The 26,944-nt window shown below is 72.1% G+C and carries 21 protein-coding genes; 3 read left to right on the top strand and 18 right to left on the bottom strand.

Annotated elements, in window-relative coordinates; translation table 11 throughout:
- Positions 1–6 precede the first annotated feature (6 nt).
- Both JIAGA_RS0108570 and JIAGA_RS35905 read right to left on the bottom strand, forming a co-directional pair.
- Positions 7–327: a hypothetical protein gene (locus JIAGA_RS0108570; protein ID WP_026875343.1), complete on the bottom strand. Its 321-nt coding sequence runs from the start codon at positions 325–327 to the stop codon at positions 7–9.
- A gap of 196 nt (positions 328–523) precedes the next feature.
- A complete protein-coding gene (locus JIAGA_RS35905; RefSeq protein ID WP_084470250.1) occupies positions 524–3,277 on the bottom strand; it encodes a S8 family peptidase in 2,754 nt (917 codons plus the stop codon).
- 257 nt (positions 3,278–3,534) lie between these two features.
- Between JIAGA_RS35905 and JIAGA_RS0108560 the strand changes: the two genes are divergently transcribed.
- Both JIAGA_RS0108560 and JIAGA_RS0108555 read left to right on the top strand, forming a co-directional pair.
- Positions 3,535–6,084 (top strand): M14 family zinc carboxypeptidase, encoded by a 2,550-nt coding sequence (locus JIAGA_RS0108560; protein WP_035812276.1) that lies wholly within the window; start codon positions 3,535–3,537, stop codon positions 6,082–6,084.
- A gap of 150 nt (positions 6,085–6,234) precedes the next feature.
- Positions 6,235–7,467 (top strand): MFS transporter, encoded by a 1,233-nt coding sequence (locus JIAGA_RS0108555; protein ID WP_026875340.1) that lies wholly within the window; start codon positions 6,235–6,237, stop codon positions 7,465–7,467.
- Here JIAGA_RS0108555 and JIAGA_RS28440 read toward each other — a convergent pair.
- From JIAGA_RS28440 to JIAGA_RS0108490, 13 genes are all read right to left on the bottom strand, one after another.
- A complete protein-coding gene (locus JIAGA_RS28440) occupies positions 7,464–8,243 on the bottom strand; it encodes a putative protein N(5)-glutamine methyltransferase (RefSeq protein WP_157552897.1) in 780 nt (259 codons plus the stop codon). The genes JIAGA_RS0108555 and JIAGA_RS28440 overlap by 4 nt on opposite strands.
- A gap of 87 nt (positions 8,244–8,330) precedes the next feature.
- The gene (locus JIAGA_RS0108545; protein ID WP_026875339.1) at positions 8,331–9,173 is read right to left on the bottom strand and encodes an HpcH/HpaI aldolase/citrate lyase family protein; all 843 of its coding nucleotides are present in this window, start codon (positions 9,171–9,173) and stop codon (positions 8,331–8,333) included.
- Positions 9,170–10,357: a CaiB/BaiF CoA transferase family protein gene (locus JIAGA_RS0108540; protein ID WP_026875338.1), complete on the bottom strand. Its 1,188-nt coding sequence runs from the start codon at positions 10,355–10,357 to the stop codon at positions 9,170–9,172. The genes JIAGA_RS0108545 and JIAGA_RS0108540 overlap by 4 nt, the downstream gene beginning before the upstream one ends.
- 31 nt (positions 10,358–10,388) lie before the next feature.
- A complete protein-coding gene (locus JIAGA_RS0108535) occupies positions 10,389–12,392 on the bottom strand; it encodes an SUMF1/EgtB/PvdO family nonheme iron enzyme (protein WP_026875337.1) in 2,004 nt (667 codons plus the stop codon).
- On the bottom strand, positions 12,389–13,282 hold the full coding sequence (gene rbsK, locus JIAGA_RS0108530; protein ID WP_026875336.1) for a ribokinase: 894 nt from the start codon (positions 13,280–13,282) through the stop codon (positions 12,389–12,391). The genes JIAGA_RS0108535 and rbsK overlap by 4 nt, the downstream gene beginning before the upstream one ends.
- Positions 13,279–14,631, bottom strand: a complete 1,353-nt coding sequence (locus JIAGA_RS0108525) for an ADP-ribosylglycohydrolase family protein (RefSeq protein ID WP_026875335.1) — start codon at positions 14,629–14,631, stop codon at positions 13,279–13,281. Before JIAGA_RS0108525 ends, rbsK begins: the two co-directional genes overlap by 4 nt.
- 40 nt (positions 14,632–14,671) lie before the next feature.
- Complete coding sequence (locus JIAGA_RS28435) at positions 14,672–15,844, bottom strand: ADP-ribosylglycohydrolase family protein (RefSeq protein ID WP_035812273.1); 1,173 nt, start codon at positions 15,842–15,844, stop codon at positions 14,672–14,674.
- The gene (locus JIAGA_RS0108515; protein ID WP_026877992.1) at positions 15,834–16,892 is read right to left on the bottom strand and encodes an ADP-ribosylglycohydrolase family protein; all 1,059 of its coding nucleotides are present in this window, start codon (positions 16,890–16,892) and stop codon (positions 15,834–15,836) included. Before JIAGA_RS0108515 ends, JIAGA_RS28435 begins: the two co-directional genes overlap by 11 nt.
- On the bottom strand, positions 16,889–17,848 hold the full coding sequence (locus JIAGA_RS0108510; protein ID WP_157552894.1) for an ADP-ribosylglycohydrolase family protein: 960 nt from the start codon (positions 17,846–17,848) through the stop codon (positions 16,889–16,891). Before JIAGA_RS0108510 ends, JIAGA_RS0108515 begins: the two co-directional genes overlap by 4 nt.
- Positions 17,849–17,925: 77 nt before the next feature.
- The gene (locus JIAGA_RS0108505; protein WP_026875333.1) at positions 17,926–19,236 is read right to left on the bottom strand and encodes an ABC transporter substrate-binding protein; all 1,311 of its coding nucleotides are present in this window, start codon (positions 19,234–19,236) and stop codon (positions 17,926–17,928) included.
- Between the two features lie 38 nt (positions 19,237–19,274).
- Positions 19,275–20,111, bottom strand: a complete 837-nt coding sequence (locus tag JIAGA_RS0108500; protein WP_026875332.1) for a carbohydrate ABC transporter permease — start codon at positions 20,109–20,111, stop codon at positions 19,275–19,277.
- The gene (locus JIAGA_RS0108495; protein ID WP_026875331.1) at positions 20,112–21,062 is read right to left on the bottom strand and encodes a carbohydrate ABC transporter permease; all 951 of its coding nucleotides are present in this window, start codon (positions 21,060–21,062) and stop codon (positions 20,112–20,114) included.
- Positions 21,059–22,063 (bottom strand): LacI family DNA-binding transcriptional regulator, encoded by a 1,005-nt coding sequence (locus JIAGA_RS0108490; RefSeq protein ID WP_026875330.1) that lies wholly within the window; start codon positions 22,061–22,063, stop codon positions 21,059–21,061. Before JIAGA_RS0108490 ends, JIAGA_RS0108495 begins: the two co-directional genes overlap by 4 nt.
- Before the next feature lie 497 nt (positions 22,064–22,560).
- Between JIAGA_RS0108490 and JIAGA_RS32945 the strand changes: the two genes are divergently transcribed.
- Complete coding sequence (locus JIAGA_RS32945; RefSeq protein WP_169738836.1) at positions 22,561–23,766, top strand: integrase core domain-containing protein; 1,206 nt, start codon at positions 22,561–22,563, stop codon at positions 23,764–23,766.
- Positions 23,767–23,921: 155 nt separating this feature from the next.
- Here JIAGA_RS32945 and JIAGA_RS0108480 read toward each other — a convergent pair whose 3' ends face one another.
- From JIAGA_RS0108480 to icmA, 3 genes are all read right to left on the bottom strand, one after another.
- A complete protein-coding gene (locus JIAGA_RS0108480) occupies positions 23,922–24,848 on the bottom strand; it encodes a tetratricopeptide repeat protein (RefSeq protein WP_026875329.1) in 927 nt (308 codons plus the stop codon).
- A gap of 57 nt (positions 24,849–24,905) precedes the next feature.
- Positions 24,906–25,121 carry a hypothetical protein gene (locus tag JIAGA_RS0108475; RefSeq protein WP_026875328.1) on the bottom strand — a complete coding sequence of 72 codons (216 nt, stop codon included), beginning with the start codon at positions 25,119–25,121 and terminating at the stop codon, positions 24,906–24,908.
- Between the two features lie 80 nt (positions 25,122–25,201).
- The gene (gene icmA / locus JIAGA_RS0108470; protein ID WP_026875327.1) at positions 25,202–26,887 is read right to left on the bottom strand and encodes a coenzyme B12-dependent isobutyryl-CoA mutase large subunit; all 1,686 of its coding nucleotides are present in this window, start codon (positions 26,885–26,887) and stop codon (positions 25,202–25,204) included.
- Positions 26,888–26,944: the final 57 nt, after the last annotated feature.

The raw sequence follows: 26,944 nt of genomic DNA, 5'->3' as shown, positions 1-26,944 counted from the left end.
GGCTGTTCAGGAACTGACGATGCCGGACGGAGTGATCGTGAGGCGACCATGCCCGGCAGGCATCGTCTCGTACTCCTCCATGAGGTGAATCGTCAGCAGGCGCCACGCTCCGTCGATCGCGCTGACGTCCGGACCGAACACCCCGCCCGCATCGTCAGCGACGAGTGCGGCTATCCGCGCCGACAGATCACGCTCACTTGTCACGAGCTCAACGGCGACGTCGTGGCCCTTCGGCGTCCAGAGGAGGACGTCTGGGCGATCCGTCTCGTCGATCTGGTCGTCGCCAAGACGCAAGCGCCTCAACAACTCTGTGCGATCAGAGTCCATGAAACCGGAGCCTAACGACAGCTCGCAGACGCAGGAGCTGCGCGGACCTGGTTCGCCACCCACGTCATGAAGTCTTCCCATCCGCCGCCGCCCTGCCGACCACGCGGTACCCGGTCTGATCCGGGTGATCGACAGGGCGTCACTATCGCCATAGCGACAGCAGCGCCCTGTCGAGCACCTCATCGTGGACCTTGCGTCAGCTGCGATCCACGGTGATGACCGGGGAGTCCCACGTCTCCACGTGGTCGGGGTTGGACGGGTCGCCCAGCGGCTTGGTGGCGGTCAGCCGCAGGACATAGCGGCCGTCGGGGACGTCGACCCGCTTGTCGGTGCCGGCGCCTCGCGGGCGCGTGCCGTCCCAGACGTACGGGGTGAAACCGGTCGCCGCGCCGCTGCGGCCGACGAAGTCCTCGGACAGCACAGTGTTGAGGCGGCCCGCGTACGGGCGCCCGGCGGTGCCGTCGTCCTTCGCGTGGAACAGCTGGACGGAGACGTTCTGCGCCTGGTGCTCCAGGTGCGCGATGATCACCGGATGGTCGCCTTCGGTCATCGTGAAAGTGCCACCGTCGGGTAGCAGCGCGTACTGGCCGCCCATCGTGCAGTTGACGCCGAGGTACCGATCGCAGGCGGTGACGTCGCCGAGCGCCGGCAGGCCGAACCCGGCGCTGGTCAGGATCGGCAGGTCCTGGTAGTCGCCGACGAAGCCGGCGAACGGCACGCTCAGCGGTTCGCCGTCGGGCGGCGTCAGGACGACGTACCCGCCGTACTGGCCGAGGGCCGGACCGTCCGGCGCGGTGACGGTGACGTCCACCGTCACCGAGCCGCCGGCCGGCACCGTGACCGACGAGGCGCCGAAGTCGACGGCGGCGCCGCCGAGGTAGAACCCGGGGTTGTTGGGCTCGTCGGCGGTGCTGACCGCGTCAATGTGCGACAGCTCGTACGTGACGTCGGCGTCGCCGTCGTTGGTGAGGGTGAGCGTCCGCGTCGCCGGACCGGCCTCACTCTCGCCGAGCGAGAGCTTGCCCGGCGTCACAGCGGTGTCGGCCAGGATGGCGGCGTCGATGTCGAGCAGGCCCGCGCCCTGCCGGTGTGCCGGTTCGATGTAGCCCTGGTCCGGGATGAGCGACCAGTCGGCCGGGTCGGCGTGGTTCTGCAGCACGTCGCGGACGGCCTCCGGCCCGAGCGACGGGTGCGCCTCCAGCAGGAGCGCGACCGCGCCGGCCACGTGCGGTGACGCCATCGACGTGCCGGAGACGACGGCGTAGCCGTCCCTCTCCAGTGGGTAGGTGGAGCGGATCAGTCCACCCGGGGCGCCCAGATCCGGCTTGAGCGTCAGGTCGGCGGCCATGCCGTAGGAGCTGAACGACGAGATCAGCCCGCCGGTCACGTTCTCGACGGTGGTGGTCTCGCCGGTCCAGGTCAGCGTGGTGGCGCCGGCGGCGATCCGGCTGTCCAGCTCGACGCCGTCGGCCTGCGAGACCGCGACGACGGGGATGGTGACCGGCGGGTCGGCCGGGGTCGTCGGCGCGACCGTCGGCGCGAACGCGCCGGCGACGTTGTTGTACAGGACCACGGCCGCGGCGCCGGCGTTCTGCGCGTTGATGGCCTTCTCGTAGAACGAGCAGGTGCCGCGCTCGATCAGCGCCGCGGTGCCGGTCAGGTCGGGCAGTGGTCCGGTGGCGGTGCACGCGTCGGCGGTGGCCTCGGGGGTGCCGGTGCGCGACAGCGGCAGATCGCCCTCGGTCGGGGCGTCCGGTGCGCCTTCGGCCGGACTGTAGCCGAACTCGCGGTCGTCCGGGGAGGCGGTGAACATCTGGGCGTCGTACTCGGTGTTGTCGAACGACGCGACGCCGATGACCTTGTCACCGACGCCGGGTGCGCCGGCCGACCAGGTGCCGGCGGCGCCGTTGTTGCCGATGGAGGCCACCACGACGACGCCGGCGTCGACCAGCGCGTCGCTGGCGACGGCGGTCGGGTACTCCGGCCAGGTGACGAAACCGGCGCCGAGGCTCATGTTCACGACGTCCATGCCGTCGGCGTGCGCGCGCTCCAGCGCGGCCAGGATGATGTCGGAGGTGGTGGAGCCGCCGCAGCCGAACACCCGGTAGCCGCCGAACTGCACGCCGGGGGCCACTCCGAGCACACCGCCGGCGGCGCTGTCACCGTCGGCGCCGACGATGCCGGCGACGTGACTGCCGTGTCCATTGCAGTCGTCCGGGTTGTCGTCGGGCCGCGGGATCGGCTGGTAGGCCGCCGATGTGTCGTCGGCGTTGTAGTCGTCGCCGACGAAGTCGTACCCGGCGACGACGCGGTCGCTCGGGAAGGCCGTCCCGCCGGCCGTACCGTCCCCGCCGAGGTCGGGGTGGTCGATGTCGATGCCGGTGTCGATGATGCCGACCTTGAGCCCGTCGCCGGTCAGGCCCAGCTCGCTCTGCGCGATGTCAGCTCCGGTCATGCCCAGCGCGGAGTCCATGGCCGGTTCGGTCTGCACCGGATCGGGTGCCTGCACGGCCACGACGGGGTAGACGGCGGCGACCTCGCGGGAACCGGCGATGCGCGAGATGTCGGCCTGCGACGCGGTGACCGACAGCCCGTTCCACAGCCGGTCGTAGCGGTACCGGACGTCGAGGTCGGCCTGGAGCGTCGCGGCTTCGGCGAGGAGGCGGTCCTGCTGGCGGCGCGCCGTGGTGCGGCTGCCGCCCTCGGCCGCCGAGTCGCTCGTGAGCTCGACGAACCAGGACCCGGTGGGCGACGGCACGAGTTCTCTGGTGTCGGTAGGAGCGCCGGTCAGCTCCGCGGCCGACCCGAGGTACCCGTCGGGAGTCGGGTCGGCGGAGACGGTGCCGAGGGGTGCCAGGGTGCCGGCGGCCAGCGCGATGCCGGCGGCGGCAGCCAGCCCGGCGCGCCGGGTGACGGCCCGCCTGCGGGGTGCTCTCGATGGTCGTGTCATCGACACTCCTCGTGAAGTCGTTAGGCGTGACAAGGCCCCGTCGGTCAGACGGGGGCTGAGCCGTAACCTATGGCCCGCTTCACCCGGATTGGAAGCGATGACACCAACTTGACACCTTGTGTCGTCCGGAATCAGGCGATGTGGTCGAGACTCGATCACCGCATATCGGACACAAACCTTGCCAGCGACCCTTGTCACGTCCCGCCGGACACGACAAGATGACCTCCACTCGCGCCCGCGATCATGAGGGGGTCGTCATGACGGCTCGCACCTTGTCCGCCGCTGCGCTCGCCGGCGCGATGATCACGCTGACGACGGCGCTGGGCGCCACCGCTGAGCCCGCCGGGCCTGACGACCCGTCCGGGAGTGCCCAGCCGGCCGTCCGCACCCCGGAGGACCGCTCCGCGCCGGCGACCGCTCCCCCGGCGGGGGTCGGACCGGCGGCACCGGACTCCCCGGCCACGCCGTTCGCGCCCTTCTCCGTCCCGTCCACGTCCGGGCTGCCCGGTCAGCCGCACGACGACGTCATCGAGGACGTTCCGGTCGACCCGAACGACGCGTCGATCCCGCTGAACCTGACGCCGTACCACGCCATTCCGCCGGCGCTGCGAGCGTTGCAGGAGAGCGATCGGGTCAGCGTCGAGATCATCGGCCAGTCCACCCGCGGTCGCGATCTGCACCTCGTCGTCGTCACCTCACCGATGACCGACGCGGAGTGGGTGGACTGGCAGCGCCTGTCGGACCTGCGCACCGACGACCCTGCCGCCGCGGTCGCGGCGTTCGAGGCCGGTGAGTACGACGACTGGAAGGCGCCGCTGTTCGTCAACAGCAACATCCACGGCAACGAGTGGGAGGGGACCGACGCCACCCTTCAGGTCCTCGACGAGCTGGCGTTCTCGTCCGACGCCGAGGTCATCGACCTGCTCGACGAGCACGTCATCGCCATGGTGGTCACGAACAACCCGGACGGCCGCGTCGCCGGCACCCGCGCGAACGGCAACGGCTTCGACGTCAACCGCGACTACCTCACCCAGTCGCAGCCGGAGTCCCGTGCCGTTCGCGACCAGCTCATCCGGTACAACCCGCTGACCATGCTCGACGAGCACGGCTACACCGGCAGGACGCTGATTGAGCCCACCACCGGACCGCACGGCGAGAACTACGAGTACGACCTCTACATCCGGCAGGCCATTCGCAACGGCCTCGCGATGGAGGAGGCGGTGCTGGCACTGGGCGAGCCGAGCGTCACGGAAGTCAACATCCCGTTCCGCAACCAGACCACCGGCTGGGACGACTGGCCGCCGATCTTCACACCCATGTACGCGATGTACCACGGCGCCGTGGGGCACACGGTGGAGGTCCCGCACAACCCGCGCGACGAACCGGATCCGGCGATCCGGCACGAGTACACCCGCATCAACACCGCCGTCGCCCGGGCGACCATCGAGGCCAACTTCAGCTGGGCGAACGAGAACCGGCTGAGCCTGCTCGCCGACCAGCTGGAGATCTTCCGTCGCGGCCAGGCCGGCGAGGCGTCGCGGCCGATCGACGACGAGCTGGCGCTGTCGCTGGCCGCCGGCGACAACGCGAAGACGTTCCTGCAGGACTACCCGCGTGCCTACGTCATCCAGGCAGCGCGTCGTGGCGATGCCGCGGCGGCCCGGCTGGCTCAGTTCCTGCTCGACAACGACGTCGAGGTGCACCAGGCACGGCGTCCGGTCCAGGCCGGCGGCGAGGTGTACCCGGCCGGCTCGTACATCGTCGACCTGCACCAGGCCAAGCGTGGCCTGGCCAACACGATCCTCGACGTCGGGCGGGACGTGACGACGAACTTCCCGACCATGTACGACATCTCCGCCTGGAGCCAAGGCCACCTGTGGGGCGCGCCGGTGGCGACGGTGCCGGCAGGTGCCTCGTTGGACGTGCGGGCGTTGTCGCCGCTGGAGTCGGTGGCACCGACCGGCTGGGTGGCTCCCGGACGGCCGGCGCACTACGGCTTCCGGGCCGACTCGCTGGCCGGCATTCAGGCGGTCAACCAGCTGGTGGCGGACGGGATCGCGGTGCGGCGGACGGCCGACGGGACGTTCACGGTTCCCGGTTCGGCGCGTTCGGCCGTCGAGGCGGCAGCAGCGGCGTACGGCATCGCGTTCGACGCCCTCGGCGCGGGAGCGGTGCGCGGCGCGGTACCGGTCGACGTCACGCGCATCGGTACCAGCGCTCCCGGCGACGAACGGCACGCCCTGGCCCGGATGGGCTTCACCACCACCAACGTCACACACCTCGGGTTCAACGCCGGGGAGTACGCGTTCGACGACTTCGACGCCCTGTACGTCTCGACCACCGGGTTCAACCCGCGGCTGCTGGACGCGACGCAGCAGGCGGCGTTCACGGCGTGGCGGGCGGCCGGCGGCACCATCGTCGGACGGGGCAGCGGCGGCGTGACGTTCAACCGGGAAGCCGGTCTACTGCCGGTCACGGCGACTACCGGGCCAGGCCGGGCCAACGGCATCGTCGCCGTCGTGAACGACCCGGCCTCCCCTGTCACCGGCGACGCGCTGCCGTCGTCGTTCGTCAGCGCGCCGCAAGTCTTCACCGTCGGCGACGGCGTCCGGGTCGACCAGCGCTACGGCGGTGAGGGCTTCTTCCTCGCCGGCCACTGGCTGGGCCACGAAGCCGCGGCCGGCCAACCGGTGGTGGTGAGCGGCGTGTCCGGCGGGGCCGACGTGACCCTGTTCGGCACCGAGCCGCTGTACCGCTCACACCCGGAGGGCCTGTTCGAGCAGGTCGCCAACGCGCTCTGGCAGTAGCGCCGCGGGCCGATTCTGCGCGGGATCGCTCCTGGCGGAGGACGGTTCGCGCCGCCTTGTGCAATGGGCGCCTATACGCACCACCCGCGCCGAGCGAGCGCAGGTCGGCGTGGGCCGGCGATGCCTGACGCCATGCGGCAGAGTGGGCGTGTGAGTGCCGAGCCGCCGTTCCCGCCGCCCGGGTTTCGGCGGTTCTGGGCCGGCGAGGCCGTCTCGGGGCTCGGCAACTACGTCACGCTGCTGGCGCTGCAGACGCTTGTCGTGCTCGACCTGGGCGGCGACGCCACGCAGGTGGGATGGATCAACTCGGCGCGCTGGCTGCCGTACCTCGTGGCCGGGCTGGCGGTGGGCGCGCTCGTGGACCGGGTCCGACGGCGGCCGGTCATGATCACCAGCGATCTGGTCCGGGCGGCGCTGCTGCTGGCGATCCCGGCCGCGTGGGCGACCGACGTGCTGACGTTCCCACTGCTGGTGGCCCTGGTGACGTGTTTCGGCGCCGCGTCGCTGGTGAACGACGCCGCCTCGATGGCGTTCCTGCCGCGGCTGGTGCCGCGCGTTCACCTGCAACGGGCACACGCCCGCATCGACGGCGCCGATGCCGTGGCGCAGACGGCCGGTCCGGCACTCGGCGGCCTGCTGGTCCGGTTGATCGGGGCGCCGATGGCGGTCCTCGCCGACGCGGTCACCTACGTGTTCTCGGCGGTCATGGTCGCGACGACCCGGCTGGACGAACCTCGTGCCAGAGCCGGCGGCCCGGTGCCGAGCCTGCGGCGTGAGATCGCCGAGGGGGTCCGCTGGGTATACGGCCCGTCTGGGCTGGCGCGGCTGGCCGTCGCAACCCATGTGTGGTTCGCCGCGAACGCGGTGGTGTCCGTGGTGCTGCCGGTCTGGGCGCTGCGGGAGCTCGGGCTGTCGCCGGCGGTCTTCGGCCTCACGACCGCCGCGGCCGGCGTGGGCGGTCTGCTCGGCGCATCGGTGAGCACCGCCGTCGGCCGCCGGCTCGGCGCGGGCGGGGCGATCATCGCCGCACACGCGGTCACCACCGTCGCCGTCGTCGCGACGGCGAGCGCCGGAGCGGGCACCGCGACCCTCCTCGCACCGGTTCTGCTCGGGGTCGGCCAGGGGTTGTACGGCTTCGCGATCGGGCTCAGCAACTCCCACGAGATGAGCTACCGGCAGGCGCTGACCCCGGACTCCCTGCAGGCGCGGACGAACACGACGATGCGTTCGTTCAACCGGGCCGTGGTCGTGGTGGTCTCGCCGCTCGCGGGAGTGCTCGCCGACCGAATGGGGCTGGCGCCCATGCTGGTGACGGCGGTGGTGATCTTCGCCGCTGTTGTGCTGATGCTGCTGGTATCGCCGTTCCGCCACGCCCGCATCTAGCCGGTGCCGGTGGACGGGCGGCCGACGACGACGGTGGCGTCTCGCTCGTCGTCGTGTTCGGCGGTGACGCGCAGCCCGGGGGCCGTCACCGCGTCGACGGCGGCCAACGCCTGCGCCGCACTCAGCTCGATCATCAGCACGCCGTTCGCCGCGAGCCACTCCGGCGCGGCCGCGGCCACCCGGCGAACCAGGTCGAGCCCGTCGGCGCCGCCGTCCAGGGCCTGTCGCGGTTCGTACATCCGGGCCTCCGGCGGCATCAGGGCGATCGCCGTCGTCGGCACGTACGGCGGGCTGGCCACCAGCAGGTCGACCCGACCCCGCAGAGTCGCGGGCAGCGCCGTGTCCAGGTCGCCCAGGTACACCCGCCCGCCGACGGCGTCGAGGTTGCGCCGGGCGCAGGCGACAGCCGCCGGGTCGGAGTCCGCGGCATGTAACTCGACCCCGTCGATTCCCTCCACCAGGGCCAGCCCGATGGCTCCGGTGCCGCAGCACAGGTCGACCACCACGCTGCCCGGCCGCACGTTCGGGCGGGCCGATGCGACGAGGAACTCGCTGCGGTGCCGGGGCACGAAGACGCCCGGATCGACCGCGACCCGCAGGCCGGCGAACTCCGCCCAGCCGAGCACGTGCTCCAGCGGCAACCCGTCGACGCGGCGCCGCACCATCGACTCCACCTCGGCGGCTGAGCCGGCGGTCTCGAGGATCAGCCGCGCCTCGTCCTCGGCGAACACGCAGCCGGCGGCCCGCAACCGCGCGACGACCCCCTCGTCCAGCACACCGCTACCCTACCCAGCGGGTTGATCTTGGAGTAACCGCGGGATCAAACGGACATTCCGCCCGGCAATTCTGCCATTACTCCAAGATCAACTGGAGTGGGCGGCGGTGCGGGAGGCGAGGGCGAGGACCCGCCGGGCCTGCTCCACCATGGCGACGTCGACGAAGCGGCCGCTCGGCAACACAGCGGTGCCCGAACCCGCCTCGGCCGCCGAGGCCACGGCCTCGACCACCTCGGTAGCGCGCCGGACGTCGGCGTCGGACGGCTGGAACGCGGCCTCGATGACAGGCAGCTGCTTGGGGTGGATCGCGGCCCGGCCGACGAAGCCCAGCCGCCGTCCCTGCCGGCAGGACGCCGCGAGACCATCGGGGTCGCCAAGGTCGGTCCACACCGCCATCGCCGGGGGCGGCAGCCCGGCCGCGCGGGCCGCGACCACCAGCCGTTGCCGACACCAGGCCAAGCCGTCACCGTCGTCGACGACGCCCAGGTCGGAGGCGAGGTCGGCCTCACCCAGCCCGATGGACGCGACGCCGGGCGCGGAGGCGATTGCGAAGGCCGCCTCGACCCCGGCAGCTGTCTCCAGCAGCACGTGCACGGGCCGGTCGCCGGCCGCGTCCCGCACGGCCGCCACGTCCGCCGGTGTCTGCACCTTCGGCACCCGCACCGACACCGACGGCGGCAGCTCGGTCACCGTCGCCAGATCGGCGGCTCCCCACGGCGTCGAGACCGCGTTGACCCGCACCTGCACCGGCCGGCCGGTCGCGGACTCCAGCAGGCCGGCAAGGCCCGCGCGGGCCGCCTCCTTGGCCGCCGGCGCCACCGCGTCCTCCAGGTCAAGGATCACGACGTCCGCGCGCGAGGCCAGCGCCTTGCGGGCCCGATCGGGCCGGTCGGCCGGCACGTAGAGCAAGGTCAACACGGGCGGGCTCACACGACACCGTCCGACCGCAGCGCCGCGATCTCGGCCTCGCCGTATCCCAGCTCCGCGAGAACGAGCTCGGTGTCCGCGCCGTGGGCCCGGCCCGGCCAGCGCACCGCCCCCGGCGTCTCGGACAGCCGGAACAGCACGTTCTGCATCGCGACCGGTCCCAGGTCGTCGTCCTCGACCTCCAGGACGGTGCCCAGCGCTGCCAGCTGCGGGTCGGCCACGATGTCCGACGCGTCGTACACCGGCGCGACCGCTGCCTCGGCCTTCTCGAAGGCGGCCACGACCTCGTCGCGGCTGCGCGCGGCGACCCAGGCACCGACGGCGGCGTCGAGCTCGTCGACGTGCTCGGCCCGGCCGGCGCCGGTGGCGAACCACGGCTCGTCCACCACGTCCGGCCGCCCGACCAGCCGCATCACCCGCTCGGCGATGCTCTGCGAGCTGGTGGACACGGCGACCCACCGGCCGTCGGCGGTGCGGTAGGTGTTGCGCGGGGCGTTGTTGGCCGAGCGGTTGCCGGTGCGCGGCTGCACCGTGCCGAGCTGGTCCCACCGGGTGATCTGCGGCCCCAGCACCGACAGCATCGGCTCGATGATGGCGAGATCGACCACCTGACCGACGCCGCTCGCCACTCGAGCGTGCAGCGCCGAGGTGACGGCGAACGCGGTGGCCAGCGCCGTGATGCCGTCGGCCAGCCCGAACGGGGGCAGCGTCGGTGGTCCGTCCGGCTCACCGGTCATGGCGGCGAACCCGCTCATCGCCTCCGCCAGGGTGCCGAACCCGGGCCGGCGACGGTACGGGCCGACCTGCCCGAACCCGGTGACGCGGGCCAGGATCAGCCCGGGGTTGTCCGCCGCCAGCCGGTCGTAGCCGAGGTTCCACCGTTCCAGGGTGTCCGGCCGGAAGTTCTCGATGACGACGTCGGACTCGCGAGCCAGTCGCCGGAACACGTCCTGGCCGCGCTCCTGGGACAGGTCCAGCGTCATCGTTCGCTTGTTGCGCCCCAGCGTCTTCCACCACAGGTTGTGCCCGTCCTTCGCCGGACCGTGGCCGCGGGACGGGTCCGGCCGGCGTGGGTGCTCGACCTTGACGACGTCGGCACCCAGGTCGCCCAGGTGCATCGCGGCGATCGGCCCGGCGAACAGCGTCGCGGCGTCGACGACCCGCAACCCGGTCAGCGGCCCGCTCATCACGCGGCCCACCGGCGGTGCGTATGGGTGCTCATTGCGAAGCCTCCTCGCCGAGATCGACGGCGCAGCGGAACCCGATGGACGGCGAGCGGTCCAGGCCCGCGCCCATGAGCAGGTACTTGGCGGAGAACTCGGGCTCGCGGACGCCGCCGTCGAAGTACCAGTGCGAGCCGGTCGAGCGGAAGTCGCTGCCGCCCTTGAGGATGACGAAGCGGGTCCGCCCGTCCGTGTGCTCGCTCTCGGTGAGGTTCCAGACCACCGGCCGGCCGCGGTCGAGCAGCCCGGCCTCGCCGGCCACCTGCCACTCGTCCTCGGTGGGCAGCCGGGCAGCGGCCCAGCGAGCGTAGGCGCGGGCGTCGGCGAGGTCGACGTACGTGACGGGTTCGGCTCCGCGGCCGGCCGGCGGGGCGCCGTCGACCCAGTGCGCCAGGAACCGCTCCGGCCGCGCCGGCCGGTAGCCGGTGGCGGCGAGGAACGCGGCGAACTCGTCGTTGGTGACCTCGGCGCGGCCGATCGCGAACGGCCCGAGATGAACCCGCCGGTGCGCGGTGCCGGCAGCGTGCAGGCGTGGCGGCAGCGGCTTCCATTCGTCGACGTAGGGAGCCTCGCCGTACAACCCGGTCTCGCGGACCCGGAACCGGACGACGAGGTCGTGCCGGCCACCGTCGACCACGGCCAGCTCGGCCGGAACCGCCGCCGACGGCAGCACGGGTGCCGGGCGGGGTGGGACCCGCGACGCCACCCGCAGCGGGAACGTCGCGTCGTCGTCCGTCCCGGCCGTGCCCGGTGCCACGTTCGCCGCGACGACCGCCGCGACCCCGCCGGCCGGCAACGGGCCGCCGATCACCGTCCGGCCCTCGTCGTCCTTGCTCACCGAGAGCGCGACACCGGTGGTCAGCTCCGTGAACGTCGTGCCCGCCGGCACCGAGGTCGCGAGCCACGGACCGTCGTACTCGCCGCCGCGGTTGACCACGGTCCACAGCGCGACGCCGTCGTGCTCCCACCGTGAGGCGTACACCGGCACGTCGCCGCCGGGGTGGTCGGCCAGCGGCGTCCAGTCCTCGCTCTGCAGCCAGGCCCGGTACTCCCGCTGCACCCGGCGCATCGAGCGCAGCAGGGCCCGGTCGCGGGCGCTCCAGCCGACCCACACGCCGAACACCGTCTCCCACACCAGCACGCCGGAGCCGTTCAGCCAGGCCGACTGCAGCTCGTGGACGTGACCGTGGTTCCAGCGGCGAGTGTGGTGCAGGATGTGCCGGCGCTCGAACCAGGTGGCCCGGAGTACACCGGGGACCGTGGAGTCGGCGAACCACTGCGCCCACGACATCGTGTGGTCGTGGATGCGGGCCAGCGGCAGCCGGGACTCCCCCTCCATCGCCAGACCCGGCCGCAGCGCGTCCAGGGCGGCCCGGATCTGCGTGGAGCCCTCCTTGGAGCTGTCCAGGAAGACGCCGTCGGCACCGAGCCGATCGACCAGCTCGACAAGGACGTCGGCACTGGACACCTGCGTCCCCGACGTAGAACTGTGTCTCGGCCGGTCTTCCCACGGGTAGTACGAGACGAACACCCGCACGCCGTGCTCGTGGAACCGGGCCACCACGTCGGGCAGCTCCGGCACGTCGAAGAACGCGAACTGGTCGCGCTGGTCGATGCCCTCGTTCGGGTAGGCGTGCCACAGGACGACGCCGTCGAAGCCGCCGAAGTCCCGCTCGGCGGCGGCCAGGTAGCCGTCGACGTCGAACCGGCCGGCGTCGTGGTCGTAGAGCAGTTCGTCCCACAGCCAGGTGAGTGCGACGACGAACCCGTCCGCGGGCTCCACCTGGTAGCGCGAGCCGTCGTAGCCGACGCGGGCCCGCGCCTCCGCGCGCCACCGGGTCAACGCGGCCCGCCAGGCCGGCCAGTCCGCGGGGTCGTCGGGTGCGGCGAAGATCTTCGCCTCGTCCAGCACGCTCAGGTCGGCGTCCGGCTCGAGCGGGACGGTGGCCGGCCGGTCGATGGGCCGCGGCACGTACGGGGTGAAGCGCGGGTCGATCATGCCGGAACCTCCGTCAGGAACGTGTCGATCTCGGCCCGGTGCGGCATCGACGACGACGCTCCCGGCCGCTGGACGGACAGCGCTGCGGCCGCGGCGGCCCGGCGCAGGGCCTCTGCCCACGCGGAGCCTTCGGCCAGGCCGACGGCCAGCACCCCGACGAACGTGTCACCGGCCGCCGTCGTGTCCACGGCGTCGACAGGGAACGCCGGCACCCGCCATTCGTCACCGTCGTGCAGCCGCAGCGCACCCTTCGCTCCGAGTGTCACGACGACGTCGCCGCCGCGCGCCGCGAGGGCGCGGGCTGCAGCGACCGGGTCGTCGACCCCGGCCAGCAACGCGGCCTCGTGCTCGTTCGGCACCAGCACGTCGACGGCGTCGAGCAGTTCGTCCGGCAGCGGAACCGCCGGCGCCGGCGTCAGCACGACCCGCACACCGCGCGAGCGGGCGTACCCCGCCGCGTCGAGCACCAGCGGCAGCGGCAGCTCCAGCTGGAGCAGCAGCAGGTCGGCAGCGTCGATCCCGGCGCGGTGCGCGTCGGTGAGCGCGGCCACCGTACCGTTGGCGCCCGGCACGACGACGATGGAGTTGTCGCCGGTCGCGTCGACGGTGATGTGGGCGGTCCCGGTGGGCTGGTCGCTCACCGCCAGGCCGGACACGTCGATGCCGGCCTCGGTGAGCAGGCCGGTGATGCGGCGCCCGAAGTCGTCGTCGCCGACGGCGCCGAGGAAGGCCACGTCGCCCCCGGCACGGGCCGCGGCGAGCGCCTGGTTGGCGCCCTTGCCGCCGGGGACGGTGTCGAACGTGCGGCCGGTGACGGTCTCGCCGCGACCGGGCGCCCGTTCGACGGTGACGACGAGATCCATGTTGGCGCTGCCCAGGATCGCGATCATGCGAGAACCTCCGCGACCTTCACCGTGCGGCGGGCCAGCTCGTCGAAGCCGATGCCGTCGAAGCCGCTGAGAGAGGTGGTGAGCCGGTTGTGCAGGGGTTCGACCCAGCGAGCCGGCAGCGCCGCGGCTCCGGTCAGCGCGCCGGCGACTGACCCGGCGGTGGCGCCGTTGGAGTCGGTGTCCCAGCCGCCGGCGACGACCGCGGTGATGGTGCGTTCGAGGTCGCCGTCGCCGTACACCAGCGCGGCGACCACCAGGGCCGCGTTGTTCAGCACGTGCACCCAGTGCAGGTGCCCGTAGCGCTGCTCGATCCGGTCGACGACGGCTTCCCAGTCGGGTTCGCCGGAGGCCGCGGAGCGCGCGAACCGGACCGCCTCGGCGTACCGCGACGCCCGCGGCACCACCGAGAGCCCGGCGTCGAGAACCTCGTCCACGGACGACGCCACCAGCGCCGCCGAACAGGCCGCGGCCACGAACATCTCACCGTAGACGCCGTTGCGGGTGTGGCTGAGCACGGCGTCGCGCCAGGCCAGCTCCGCCGCCCGGGCGGGATCGCCGGGGCTGACCCAGCCGAACACGTCGCCGCGGATCTGCGCGCCGATCCAGTCGCGGAACGGGTTGCGCACCCGCGCGGTGACCGGCGGCAGGTGGCCGAGCAGGAGATTGCGGTACGCGACCCGCTCGGCGGTGAACACGCGGCCGGCCGGCAGCGCGGACAGCCAGCTCTGCGCGACGTCGTCGGTGGCGAAGGCGGCGCCGCGGTCCTCGAGGAGCGCGAGGTTCAGCAGCGGGAAGTTGAGGTCGTCGTCCTCGGGCATCCCGTCGATGTTCTCGGCCAGGCTGGTCGGTGCGCTGCGCCGGTTCCACGGCCAACGGGCGGCGACGTCGTCGGGCAGGCCGCGCGCGGTGAACCAGCCGGCGAGCGGCCAGCGGCCGGTGGCCTCCAGGATCTCGCGGATGCCTCGGCGCGGGATCTTCTCGACCGGCTTGCCGAGCAGGCACCCGGCGGCGCGGCCGAGCCAGGCGCCGTGCACGCGGTCGAACGACGGTGGCGTCCCGGCGGCCGGGCCCGGTGCGGCGCCGGTCAGCGCGGTGATGGCGGCCAGGTCGGTCGGTTCGGTCTCGTCGTAGCGTGAAGGGCGGGCGTCGATCTCGTCGAGCACCTGTCCGGCCAGTGCCCGCAGCGGCGGCGGGGCTGGCCGGTCCGATGCGCCGGACGGTGCCGGTGCCGGATCGCCACCGGCCTCGACCCAGCGCTCCCGTAGGTCGGCGACGTCGACGCCGTCCTCCGCCGCCTGGGCGAGCGCGTGCCCGACCAGATCCTCCGGCTGAACCCACGTCAGCCTCATGTCAGTCCCCCTTCTCCATGATCATCAACGGTTGGGGCTGTCACGGCTCGTCCAACGGTTGATGATCACGGGCCAGCTCAGTGAATGCGGCCTCCGCCGCCGCCCGCCGGGCCGCGTCCGCCGCCCGCACCCGCGCCGTCACCGCGGCCAGCCGCTCCCCCGGCCCGACCAGATCGACCCGGCTGGCCGACGCCACCGCCTCCACCAGGTCCGCCGGCACCGCCGGACGCCCGCCGAGCGCGCCGGCGATCGCCCCGGCCATCGACGCGATGGAGTCGGAGTCGCGGCCGTAGTTGACGCCGCCGAGCACCGCCTCCCGCCAGTCTCCGCCGGCGATGGCCAGCATGCCCAGCGCGACCGGCAGCTCCTCGATGGTGTGGATGCGGCTGGGCCGGCGCGCGCCCAGGCCCTGGTCGCGGTAGTCCTCGCCGACGGTGTCGTACGGCGCGACCGCGGCGCGCAGCTTCCCGGACTCGACCGCCTCGGTCCAATGCCCGATGGAGGCCGCGGTCTCCAGGACCGCCTCGATGCCGGCCTTCGTCCCGTCCTTCGCCAGCCGCACCGCCGCGGCCAGCACGTCGTCGACGGTGGCACCGGGCCGGGCGGCCGCGGCCACACAGGCGGCCATGACGCCGGCCGCTTCCCGGCCGTACGACGACTGGTGGGCGCCGGCCAGGTCGATGGCCTCGGCGTAGGCGCCGTCCGGGTCGGCGGCGTTGACGATGCCGACCGGTGCGACGTACATGGCGGCGCCGCAGTTGACGGCGTTGCCCACGCCGGCCTCCCGCGGGTCGGCGTGCCCCCAGTGCAACCGCAGCGCGATGTACTTCTCGGCCAGGAACACCCGCTGCAAGGGCAGCGCCTCGGCCTCCAGCTCCGGGATCCAGACCTGCTTGCCGATCATCAGCGGCACCAGCCGCTCGGCCATGTCGTACGCGGTCAGGTGGGCTTCGGCCTGCTCGTACACCTCGACGATCAGGTGCGTCATCAACGTGTCGTCGGTGACGTGGCCGTCGCCCTTGTGGTACGGCGCGATGGGCCGCGCGGTGCGCCAGTCGTCGTAGTACGGCGGGACGATCCCCTCGACCCAGCCGCCCCAGCGCTGCCGGATCTGCTGCGGTGACCAGCCCTCCGTCGCCCCGCCGAGCGCGTCGCCGACGGCGGCCCCCGTCAGGCACCCGACAGCGGTGTCCACGAGCGCGTCACTGGTCACGGATCGTCCTTTCCTCGATGCGGCTGGCCAGGTCGACCAGGTCGGTTCCGGCCAGTCCGGGCGCACAGCATCCGGCCAGCACCCGGCAGCGTTCTTCCCAGGCCGCCGGCAGCGACATCACGCCACCGGACGCACCGGTCAGCGCGCCGGTGAGCGCGGGTGCGCTGTCGGCCAGCGTCGGCAGGCAGGCGGCGGCGGTGACGGCGTCGACCGGCCGGCCGCCGGTTCGTTCGGCGACGTGCGCGAGCGCGACGGCGACCGGCAGCGTCTGGGCGGCCGCCACGCCGTAGCTGTAGACGTGGTCGACCAACTCGTCCAGCAGCGGGATCGCGTCGGCCGGCGAGTGTGCGTCCGCGGTGGCGGCCAGCGCCCGGCGCACCGTCGCGGCGAGCAGTCCGTCCGCCGGCAGCCCGGCCGCGGCCGAGGCCCAGGCGGTGGCCAGCGACTCCCCGGCGACCAGTCGCGACACCGTCTCTGCCATCACCCGCGCGGCGGCCAGGCCGTCGCCGGCGTTGGTGACTTCGGCGTCCCACGCCGCCAGCCGTGCGGCCTGCGGCGGGTCCGTCGCGACCAGCCCGATGCCGACGGCCCGGACCGCGGCGGCGTCGTCGAAGTGATGCGGGTTGTCGTGCCCGGTCTGCGGCGGGTCGATGTCGCGGCGCAGCGCGTCGACGGCCGTCGCGACGCTGATGCGCCCGCGCGGCACGGCTCCCGCGGTCGCGGCGTCGCGCCAGCGTCCGTGCACGTCGGACCGGCCGATGGGGCCGTCAGGCGAGCCGGCGCCGAGCAGCCCTGTCACCGTCCACGCCACCCACTCCGCGTCGTCGCTCGGGCCCAGCCGCAGCGGCGCCGTGGACTGGTTGAGCGCGAACGGCACCGGCAGCGTCGTCACGTCCTGAGCTTCGGCGAAGGTGTCCAGCTCGCGGTGGAGCCGGCGCGTCCACGGCGGCAGCAGCCCCGAGCGGTGCCGGACGGCTGGCCAGCCGACCGCGTCGCCGATGGCCAGGCCCACCAGGGCGCCGGCGCGTCGATCGAGCCTGCTGGTCACGAGCGTCCCTCCAGGTGGTCGGCGAGCCGGTCGGCGAGGTCGACGGGGTGCAGCCCGGCCACGACGTCGCCCAGGCACCGTCCCGTGACCGCTCCGATCCGGTCGCGCCACTGCGCCGGGACCGCCTCGATGCCGCCGCAGGCACCGGCCAGCGCCCCGGCGATGGCCGCGGTGGTGTCGGCGTCGCGGCCCATCGACACCGCGCCGGTGACGGCCCGGGAGAACTCGCCGTCCGCGGCCAGGAACGCCGCGAACGCCAACGCCACCGCCTCCGGGCCGAGATCGGTCCACGGGTATGCGCGGACGACGACGGCGTCGAGCAGCGCGGTCCGGTCGTCGGCGTGGTCCAGCGCCGAGCGCAGCGACCGCGCCGTCCACGAGTCGGGTGGGACGGCGGCCAGCGCGGCGGCCGCGAGGTCGGGCGGCGTCGCCGTTCCCGTCATGGCGACGGCCACCGCGGCGGCCACCGCGACCCCGGCGTGGACGCCTTCGCCGTCGTGGCTCACCGCGCCGTCGATCGTGGCCAGCCGGGCCGCCTCGGCCGGGTCGCCGGCGGCGAACACCCCGTGCACCGCGGCCCGCATCGCCAGCCCGTCGCTCCATGAATGCAGGTGCCGGCCGCTCTCCGGCGGTCGCAGCCCGGCCCGGAGGTTCTCGATGGTGCCGAGCTCACTGAACCCGGCGCCGGGGAACCCGCCCTCCCGGCCGGCCAGGTGCTCCACCCACGCGTCGGCGACCTGTTCGCTGGTCACGGAGGCACCGTGCTCGAGCAGGAGCAGGGCGCTGAAGGCCGCGTATTCGGTGTCGTCGGTGCCCGACGGCCGGTCGGTGAGGAACCTCGTCACCTCGCCCCACCGCTGCGCGATCGCTTCTGCCGTCATGTTCTCCGCCGGCGCGCCCATGGCGTCGCCGACGGCCAACCCCACCAGGCAGCCCCGCGCCCTGTCCCTCATCATGTCCCTCCACTTCTGGAGACTTATGCACGCCGAAACCGTCCCGGACGGGTGCATAAGTCTCCAGAAGTCGCCTGCGATCAGCGCTGGTAGCGCTCGAGGATGTCGTTGCCTTCGTCGACCAGTTTGGTCCCGAGCTCCTCCAGGGAGATCTGGTCGCTGAAGTACTCCTGGAAGGCCGGGTTCGCGATCCGGCTCTTCCACTCCTCGAACCCCTTCACCTGCTGGAACGGTGCCATCTCCAGGTCGTCGGCGGTGGCGACGGCGACGTCCCAGCCGGTGGCCGGGTCGTTCAGCTCGGGGCTCTGCGCCGCGGTCTGGCTCGTCGGCAGCAGCCAGTCACCCGCCGCCAGCTGCACCTGGTTCTCGGCGTTGAGGAAGTACTCGATGAACTGCACCGCCTCCTCCGGGTGCTCGGTCTCCGCCGACACCGACAGCGTCTGGCTGACCGCGCCCTGCGCCGAGCTGTCGCCCTCCAGCGCCGGCAACGTCACCCAGTCGAACCCGTCCGGCGCCTGTTCGATGATCTGCTGACGCAGCCAGATGGCGCCCGGGAGGAGCGCGTACTGCCCGGCGAAGAAGCCCGGCAGCGCATCCGCCGACGACATCCCGATGCCGTCGGGCGACGCGGACTGGTCGGTGTAGAGCATCTCGTGGATGCGCCGCGGCACCTCCTGGTCGGCCTCCTCGAACACTGCCTGCGCCTCACCGGTCGGGTCGGTGAAGTAGTCGCCGCCGAAGTTGCGCGCCAGGTTGAGGATGCGGTTGGCCGGGGCGCTCAGCGGGACGACGGCGCCGTACTGGCCGCCGGTGGTCAGCTGCGCGGCGACGTCGGCGAACTCGTCCCACGTCCACGGGTCGTCAACGGTGGGCAGTGGGACCCCGGCCGCCTCCAGCAACGTCCGGTTGGCGAAGACCACCTGCGACTCCTGCAGGAACGGCACCCCGTAGACGGCGTCGCCGAACGTGACGGTGTCCCAGGCGCCCTCGCGGATGTCGTCGCGGATCTCGTCGGACAGGTACTCCGACAGGTCCAGGACGTTGCCGCGGTCGCCGAAGTCCTGCAGCACCGTGGACTCGTAGTGGAAGACGTCCGGCGCGGTGCCTCCCTCGAAGGAGGTCATGAGCTGGTCGTGGACGTTGTTCCAGTCGCCCTGGAGCAGTTCCACCTGGATGTCGGGGTTGGCCTCGTTCCAGGCCGCGACGATGGCTTCGTTCGCCTCGACGCTCGCGGTCTGCCAGGCCAGCGTCTGGAACGTCAGGTCGACCGGTTCGCCGCCACCGCCACCGTCGCCGTTGCCGCCGGAGCTGGTCTCGTCGTCGCTGTCGCCGCAGGCGGCGAGCACCAAGCCCGCGGCCACCAGGACGGCGACGCTTCGAAAGGTACGCATGGGTGTCCTCCTCCTCGAGGTCGTGCGAGAGGTCGTGCTCATGACTTGACGGCTCCGCCCAGCAGCCCGCCGGTCAGGCGGCGCTGCATGATGGCGAAGAAGATCAGGCTCGGAATGGTGGCGACGAGCGACGCGGCCGCCAGCGGGCCGAGCCGGGCGACGCCCTCCGCGCCGATGAAACGCACCAGGGTCAACGACAGCGTCTGCAGGTCCGGGTCGCGGATCAGGACCAGGGCGAACAGGAACTCGTTCCACGCCGACACGAACGCGAACAGCCCGGCGGCGACGACCCCAGGTGCCAGCAGCGGCGCGATGACGCTGCGCAGGGTGCGCACCTTCGAGGCACCGTCCATCGCCGCGGCCTCTTCCAGCTCGATCGGGATGGTGGCGACGTAGCTGCGCAGCATCCAGAGTGCGAACGGCATGCTCCAGACGACGTAGACGATGATCAGCCCGATGTAGGTGTCGTAGAGGCCGAAGTCCCGCAGCAGCAGGAACAGCGGGATGATCACCAGGATGAACGGGAAGATCTGGCTGAGCAGCACCCACACCAGCGTCATCCGGCTCAGCACCGACCGGTACCGGGCCATGACGTAGGCGGCCGGAATCGACAACAGCACCGTGATCGCACACGACGCCCCGGCCACCAGCAGCGTGTTGAGGATCGCCCGAACGATGGGCTGCTCGTCGAACGCGGCCCGGAAGTTGTCGAACGTGATCTCGTTCGGGATCCACGTCGGCTCGATCAGCGCGATCTCCTGCGGCGTCTTCAGCGACGTCGAGATCAGCCAGAACAGCGGAAACGCCAGGAAGATCAGGTAGGCCGTGAGGGCGGCGTACTTCAGCGCCGTCGTCGTGGGTCTCGACTGGTTCATCTAGTCGTTCGCCTCCCTCACCCGCTGGCGCAGATAGAAGACGACGAAGACCGCGATCACGATGACCATCGCGTTGCCCAGCGCCGCCGCGTAGCCGTAGTTGCCGTACCGGAACGCCTCCTCGTAGGCGAACAGCAACGGCAGCCGGGTCGCGCTGCCCGGACCACCCTCCGTCAGCACGTAGACCAAGCTGAAGGAGTTGAAGTTCCAGATGAAGTCCAGCGTCGTCATGGCCACGACAACGGGCTTGATGGCCGGCCACGTGACACTGCGGAAGCGCTGCCAGACGTTCGCGCCGTCCATGGCCGCCGCCTCGTGCAGTTCCTTCGGCACGCTCTGCAGCCCGGCCAGCAGCACCACCGTCGTCTGCGGCATGCCGGCCCAGACACCGACGACGATCACCGCGGGCAGCGCCAGCGAGAATGACGACAGCCAGTCGACGTTCTCGTCGATGATCCGCAGGTCCAGCAGGACGTCGTTGAGGATGCCGGCGTTCGGGTGGTACACCAGCCGCCACATGATGCCGATGACCACCGGCGGCATCGCCCACGGCACCAGCGCCAGTGTGCGGGCCAGCCAGCGCAGCCGGAGCCGCTGGTTGAGCAGGAGCGCCAGCCCGAGGCTGGCGAAGAACTGCAGGATCGTCACCGAGAACGCCCAGATCAGCCCGATCCGGAACGACTCCCAGAAGTACGAGTCGTCCAGCAGGTTCCGGTAGTTCTCCAGCCCGGTGAAGCTGGTCTGGGCGTTCGCGCCGGCCTGGGCGTCGGTGAAACCCAGGTAGATGCCGCGCAGCAGCGGGTAGACGCTGAACAGCACGACCGGGATCAGCGCCGGGACCGCGAGCATGAGCCCGTCGCGGTCGAGGCCGAGCCAGCCGCGCCGGCGGCCGGGTGCAGGCTTGCCCGGAGGGGGTTGCGTGGACGCCGGAGCCACGGCGGTGTCGCTCATCGGCTGCTCTCCCTGATGGTCAGAGACGGCGGGACGGTGACCCGCTCCGGCGCCGCGTCGTCGCCGTTCATCCGCCGCAACAGCAGCTCGGCAGCGATCCGGCCGCGGTCGGCCGAGCCCAGCGACACGCTGGACAGTGGCGGGAAGCTGGTGGCCGCGAGCGGGGTGTCGTCCATCCCGACGACGCGCACGTCGCCCGGGGCGTCGCGGCCCAGCTCGCGCAGAGCGTGCAGGACGCCCATGGCGATCAGATCGTTGGCGCCCAGGACGGCGTCGACGTCGGGGTGCTCGGTGAGGAGGTCGCGGGCGCTGTGCCGGCCCGCATCGAACTGGAAGTCGGCGAACCGGATGAGCCGGTCGTCCGGCGTCAGCCCGCACGCCTCCAGGCCCATCCGGTAGCCGTCGTAGCGTGCCCGGCCGGGCACGGTGTCGAGTGGGCCGTCGATGAACGCGATGCGCCGGGCGCCGGTCTCGTGCAGATGCTCGACCGCGGCCCTCGCGCCCACACGGGAGTCGGCCCGCACGTTGTCGACGGGTACGTCGTCGGGCAGCAGGCCGATGACCACCACCGGCACGGCGGTGGCCCGCAGCGCCTCGACGTGCCGGTCGGTGACCCGCAGCGGGCAGAGGATGAGCCCGTCGACGTAGTTCTGGCTGAGGCTGGCCAGCACGCCGAGCTCGTCCTCGACGTCGGCGCCGGTGCTGTGCAGCAACAGCCGGTAGCCCTCGTCGCGCAGCGTCGGCTGGATGCGCCGGACCATCTCCAGGTAGGCGGCGTTGCCGATGTCCTCCATCGCGAACGCGACCTGACCGGTGTGCTTCGTCTTGAGCGACTGGGCGACCACGCTGGGCGCGTAGCCGACTTCCTGAACGGCCGCGTTCACCCGGGCCACCATGTCGGCGTTGGACGTGTTGCCGTTCAGCGCGCGCGAGACCGAGGAGATCGACACACCGGCCACCCTGGCGACCTCGTGGATCGTCGGACGACGACGCTGGTTCATGCGCTCGGACCTCCTCCCCGGCGTGGCGCGGAACCGTTTCCGAGCGAGCCCGTGGCGCGCGGCGGGAAACGTTTCCGGGATGTGGCTGCCATTGGACCGCGCCCGACACGGCCCCGTCAAGTGGCCGATACGAACCCGTGACCGGCAACCGCTTCCCGATCCGCCACCGCCCACGCCACCGCACGGCCTCCTGAATAGCGTGACGCGACCTCAATAGCCGCGGGCGTGCCGCGGCGACAGGATCGACGCGATGGCGCGACTGTCACTATCGAAGTGGCGCTCGGCTATCGAAGTGCCCGGGCGACGGGGACGGTTCGGCGCCGACGAGTGGGACGAGTCGTGAGCCGACGCCCGGGGTGATCGACAGGGGTCCACACCCCTTGGAAGGGATTGTGTGTTCCGAGGACTTGTGTGACAGGACGTTCGGAGACATACGCGACAGTTCCTGATCATGGTCCGATCCTGGAGGGATGGGACCTGTGGGGATGTGGGACGTCGTGGACGTTCGAGCGAATCTGGTCGATTTGGTGCTGCGGCGGGAGCTGACCTGTGCCGAAGCAGCGGCCTGTCTGGGGGTGTGCCGGCAGACGATGCAACGGTATGTGTCGCGGTACCGCGACGATGGGGTGGCCGGGCTGGTGCCGCGCTCGCGTCGGCCGTTGTCCTCACCGTGGATGCTGCCGCAATGGGTCGAAGACGAGATCCTGCGGGTGCGCAAGGAGCATCCGCGGTGGGGCGCGCGGAAGATCCGCTGGGCACTGCAGGCCGAACCGGATCGGCTGGACGGGTGCCGGCTGCCTGCGGCCTCCACGATCCACCAGGTGCTGGTCCGCCACGGCGAGGCGCTGGGCGCCGGCGTCACCGCGCGCAACGCCGGGCAGGCGTGGCGGCGGTTCCGGGCCCGGGCGCCGAACCTGCTGTGGCAGCTCGACGCCTGGGCCTACGTCCTGGATGACGCGAGGCTGGCGTGGGTGCTGGACATCCTCGACGACCACTCCCGGTACCTGATCGCGTCCCGGGCGGTGGACACGGTGAGCACCGAACTGGCGTGGCACCTGCTGACCGACACCGTCGCCGCGGTCGGGCTGCCGGCGCGGCTGCTGACCGACAACGACATGGCCTTCACCGGCCGCACGAAGGGCGCAACGGTGAAGTTCGAACGCCAGGCCCGGGCGGCCGGGATCGAGTTGAGTCACGGCCGGGCCTGGCATCCGCAGACCCAGGGCAAGGCCGAACGCAGCCACGCCACCGTGCGGGAATGGCTGCAAGACCAACCGCCCGCGGCCACTCTACCGGCGCTGCAGGTCCTGCTGGACCGGCACCGCGACGAGTACAACCACGCCCGCCCGCACGACGAACTCGACGGTGACGTGCCCGCCCGGATCTACCGCCGCGGCACCCCGGTGCTGCTGCCCCACGTCGAACTCGACCCCGCCGAGGCATTCCCCGCCGCCGCCGTGCTGCGCCACACCAACCACGGCGGCGGGTTCAGCTACCGCAACCGGCACTACGAGCTGGGCAGCCGATTCGCCGGCGTCCAGGTCGGCCTGCTCCAGCACGGCGCCCGCCTGCACGTCTACTACGGCGCCGCCGAGATCACCACCTTCATCGTCCCCGGCGGTTCCCCGTCACCGCCGCACGCGCCGCGGCGAGCAGGCGTCAAGGTGCAGCGCCCGCAGCGCAGCGAGGACGAACGACCTTGACACCAGCGAACCAAGGCGCACACTCAACAACGGGGAAGCCAAACACCCGAACTGTCGCCCATGTCCCCGAACACATAGTCACCGATGTCCCCGGAACGCACACCCCTTGGAAGGGATTCGGCTCCCTGTCGATCACCCGAGGCGGCGTCGCGGGGTCAGAACAGCGCGCTCGCCAGCGCCGACCGGGCCTTGACCACCCGGGGGTCAGCACTGCCGACCACCTCGAACAGCTCGACCACGCGGGTGCGGACCCGCTCGCGATCGTCGCCGAAGACGCGCCGGACGGTACCGATGAGCCGGTCGAACGCGGCCTCGGCGTTGCCGGTGGCGAGGTCGAGGTCGGCGACCAGCAGCTGGGCGTCGACGTTGGTCGGCTCGGCGTCGGCCTGGGTGCGAGCGGCCGCCTGGTCGACCCCGGCAGTGCGGCGCAACAGCTCGACCTGGGCCAAGCCGGCCTTCGCGTCGGCGTCGGCCGGCGACTCGGCGAGCACCGCCTGGTACGCCGCCGCGGCCTTGTCGAAGTCGCCGGCGTTGATGGCGTCGTACGCGGCCTCGAACCGAGGGTCGATCGGCTCCTCGGCCACCTCGTCCTCAACGGGCTCCGGCCCGGCGCCCGGGATCGGGTCGGCCCGGCCGGCCACGCCGTTGGCGACGGCCATCTGCAGCAGCTGCTCGATGACCTGCTGGGCCTGCGCCTCCGGGATGGCGCCCTGGAACAGCGGCACCAGCTGGCCGCGCAACACGGCGACGACGGTGGGAATGCTCTGCACCTGGGCGGCCTGCGCGATGGCCTGGTTGGCGTCGACATCGATCTTGGCCAGCACGAACCGGCCCTCGTACTGGGCGGCGAGGCGCTCCAGGATGGGCGACAGCGTCTTGCACGGCTCGCACCAGGTGGCCCAGAAGTCGATGACCACGGGCACCGACATGGACCGGGTGAGGACCTCGGACTGGAACGTCGCCTCGGTGACGTCGATGACGAAGCCGCCTGCACCGGCGGCGGGCCGCGACGCCTGCGGCTGCCCAGCGCTCAGCGCGGACAGGTCGACGGCGCCGGGGCGGCTGAAACTCTGCGAGCTCATGCGCCTATCCTCCCCCGATCACCGCGCCGCGTGCCACACGGGTTCCCGCTGTGCGGTTCACCCCCAGTAGATGCTGGTGAAATGCTTGGTGTCGAAGCCGCGGCTGCGCGGAGACGGGGCGAAATCCTGCAGCAGGCCGACGAACGTCTGGTCGTGCGACCCGTTCACGTCGAAGAAGAGGGCGTGTTCGTCGTAGCTGGTGCGTTTGCGAAGGACATAGCCGTGCACGAGGAGGATGGCCACCATGGCCACGAGCAGGATCGGCACGATCATGATGCCTCCCGGTCCGCACGGACGCCGTTGCACGCATGGTGACAGATCGCCGAGCCCGCCACCAGAGGCGACGTGATCGTTCAGAAGCGGGCGGGCTCGGTGTAGACGCCCCACTCCGCGCGCAGGACGTCGCAGATCTCGCCCAGCGTGGCCTCCGCCCGGACGGCGTCGAGCATGGCCGGCACCAGGTTCTCGTCGGTGCGGGCCACGTCGACCATGGCCGCGAGCGCGGCCCGGACGGTGTCGTCGTCGCGGTCCGCGCGGCGCGCCGCCAGCACCCGCCGCTGTTCGCCCTCTACCTCGTGGGAGACCCGCAGGATGTCGAGCTCGCCGGTGATGGTGTCGGTGTGGACGTTGACGCCGACGACCCGTTTGTCGCCCTTCTCCAGCCGCTGCTGGTGATGGAAGGCGGCGTCGGCGATCTCGCCGGTGAACCAGCCGTCCTCGATGCCGCGCAGGATGCCCGACGTCATGCTGGTGCCGTCGCCCATCTCGCGGATCCGCGTGAAGATCGCTTCCGCTTCGGCCTCCAGCCGGTCGGTGAGCGCCTCGACGTACCAGGAGCCACCGAGCGGGTCGGCGACGTTCGCGACGCCGGTCTCCTCGAGCAGCACCTGCTGGGTGCGTAGCGCGATCTCGGCCGCTGACTCCGTCGGGAGCGCCAGCACCTCGTCCAGGGCGTTGGTGTGCAGTGAGTTGGTGCCGCCCAGCACCGCGGCCAGCGCCTCGACCGCCGTCCGGACGACGTTGTTGTACGGCTGCTGACCGGTGAGTGACACCCCGGCGGTCTGGGTGTGGAACCGCAGCCACTGCGCCTTCTCGGTGGTGGCGCCGTAGACGTCGCGCAACCAGCGGGCCCAGATGCGGCGGGCGGCGCGGAACTTCGCGATCTCCTCGAAGAAGTCGACGTGCGCGTCGAAGAAGAACGACAGCCCCGGCGCGAACACGTCGACGTCGAGACCGCGGGACTGGCCCAGTTCGACGTAGCCGAACCCGTCGGCCAGGGTGAACGCCAGTTCCTGCGCGGCCGTCGAGCCGGCCTCGCGGATGTGGTAGCCCGACACCGACAGCGGCTTGTACGCCGGGACGTTCTGGACGCAGTACTCCATCAGGTCGCCGATGAGACGCAGGTGCGGCTCCGGTTCGAACAGCCACTCCTTCTGGGCGATGTACTCCTTGAAGATGTCCGTCTGCAGCGTGCCGTTGAGCGATCCGACTGTCGCGCCCTGCCTCTCAGCGGCCACGACGTACATGCAGAAGATCGGGACGGCCGGGCCGCTGATGGTCATGGACGTGGTGACCTCGTCCAGGGGGATGCCGGCGAACAGCTCCTCCATGTCGGCCGCGGAGTCGATGGCGACACCGCAGTGCCCGACCTCGCCGAGGCTGCGGGGGTCGTCGGAGTCGCGGCCCATCAGGGTGGGCATGTCGAAGGCGACCGACAGCCCGCCGCCGCCCGAGCGCAGGATCATCTTGTAGCGCTCGTTGGTCTGCGTGGCGTTGCCGAAGCCGGCGAACTGCCGGATGGTCCAGGGCCGGCCGCGGTAGCCGGTGGGGTACAGGCCGCGGGTGAAGGGGAACTCGCCCGGCCAGCCGATGCGCTCGAATCGCGGGTCGTCAGTGCCCTCGGGCGGGCCGTACACCGGGTCCACCCCGACACCGGACAAGGTGGTGAAGTCCGCGTCGCGCACCCGGCCGGCGGCCACCGCCGCGTCGAGTCGTTGCTGCCAGCGCCGGCGTCCGGCATCGATCTCGTGCGCGTCCATGATGGGGTCTCCATTTAGTTGGACGTCCAAGTAACTGGCTCCATCTTACCCACAGTG

The sequence above is a fragment of the Jiangella gansuensis DSM 44835 genome (assembly GCF_000515395.1).
Lineage (GTDB): Bacteria > Actinomycetota > Actinomycetes > Jiangellales > Jiangellaceae > Jiangella > Jiangella gansuensis.
Note: the sequence above shows the minus strand (reverse complement) of the source record. Positions and strands in the feature narration are given on the sequence as shown.

What these genes read in the sequence shown, in the direction of transcription:
- JIAGA_RS0108475 (WP_026875328.1), bottom strand. Translation starts at nt 25,121, where the DNA reads ATGATCGTGCCGATCCTGCTCGTGGCCATGGTGGCCATCCTCCTCGTG.
- JIAGA_RS0108480 (WP_026875329.1), bottom strand. Translation starts at nt 24,848, where the DNA reads ATGAGCTCGCAGAGTTTCAGCCGCCCCGGCGCCGTCGACCTGTCCGCG.
- JIAGA_RS0108505 (WP_026875333.1), bottom strand. Translation starts at nt 19,236, where the DNA reads ATGCGTACCTTTCGAAGCGTCGCCGTCCTGGTGGCCGCGGGCTTGGTG.
- JIAGA_RS0108525 (WP_026875335.1), bottom strand. Translation starts at nt 14,631, where the DNA reads ATGAGGCTGACGTGGGTTCAGCCGGAGGATCTGGTCGGGCACGCGCTC.
- JIAGA_RS0108500 (WP_026875332.1), bottom strand. Translation starts at nt 20,111, where the DNA reads ATGAACCAGTCGAGACCCACGACGACGGCGCTGAAGTACGCCGCCCTC.
- JIAGA_RS0108570 (WP_026875343.1), bottom strand. Translation starts at nt 327, where the DNA reads ATGGACTCTGATCGCACAGAGTTGTTGAGGCGCTTGCGTCTTGGCGAC.
- icmA (WP_026875327.1), bottom strand. Translation starts at nt 26,887, where the DNA reads ATGGACGCGCACGAGATCGATGCCGGACGCCGGCGCTGGCAGCAACGA.
- rbsK (WP_026875336.1), bottom strand. Translation starts at nt 13,282, where the DNA reads ATGATCGCGATCCTGGGCAGCGCCAACATGGATCTCGTCGTCACCGTC.
- JIAGA_RS0108535 (WP_026875337.1), bottom strand. Translation starts at nt 12,392, where the DNA reads ATGATCGACCCGCGCTTCACCCCGTACGTGCCGCGGCCCATCGACCGG.
- JIAGA_RS0108495 (WP_026875331.1), bottom strand. Translation starts at nt 21,062, where the DNA reads ATGAGCGACACCGCCGTGGCTCCGGCGTCCACGCAACCCCCTCCGGGC.
- JIAGA_RS0108510 (WP_157552894.1), bottom strand. Translation starts at nt 17,848, where the DNA reads ATGATGAGGGACAGGGCGCGGGGCTGCCTGGTGGGGTTGGCCGTCGGC.
- JIAGA_RS35905 (WP_084470250.1), bottom strand. Translation starts at nt 3,277, where the DNA reads ATGACACGACCATCGAGAGCACCCCGCAGGCGGGCCGTCACCCGGCGC.
- JIAGA_RS0108490 (WP_026875330.1), bottom strand. Translation starts at nt 22,063, where the DNA reads ATGAACCAGCGTCGTCGTCCGACGATCCACGAGGTCGCCAGGGTGGCC.
- JIAGA_RS0108540 (WP_026875338.1), bottom strand. Translation starts at nt 10,357, where the DNA reads ATGAGCGGGCCGCTGACCGGGTTGCGGGTCGTCGACGCCGCGACGCTG.
- JIAGA_RS0108560 (WP_035812276.1), top strand. Translation starts at nt 3,535, where the DNA reads ATGACGGCTCGCACCTTGTCCGCCGCTGCGCTCGCCGGCGCGATGATC.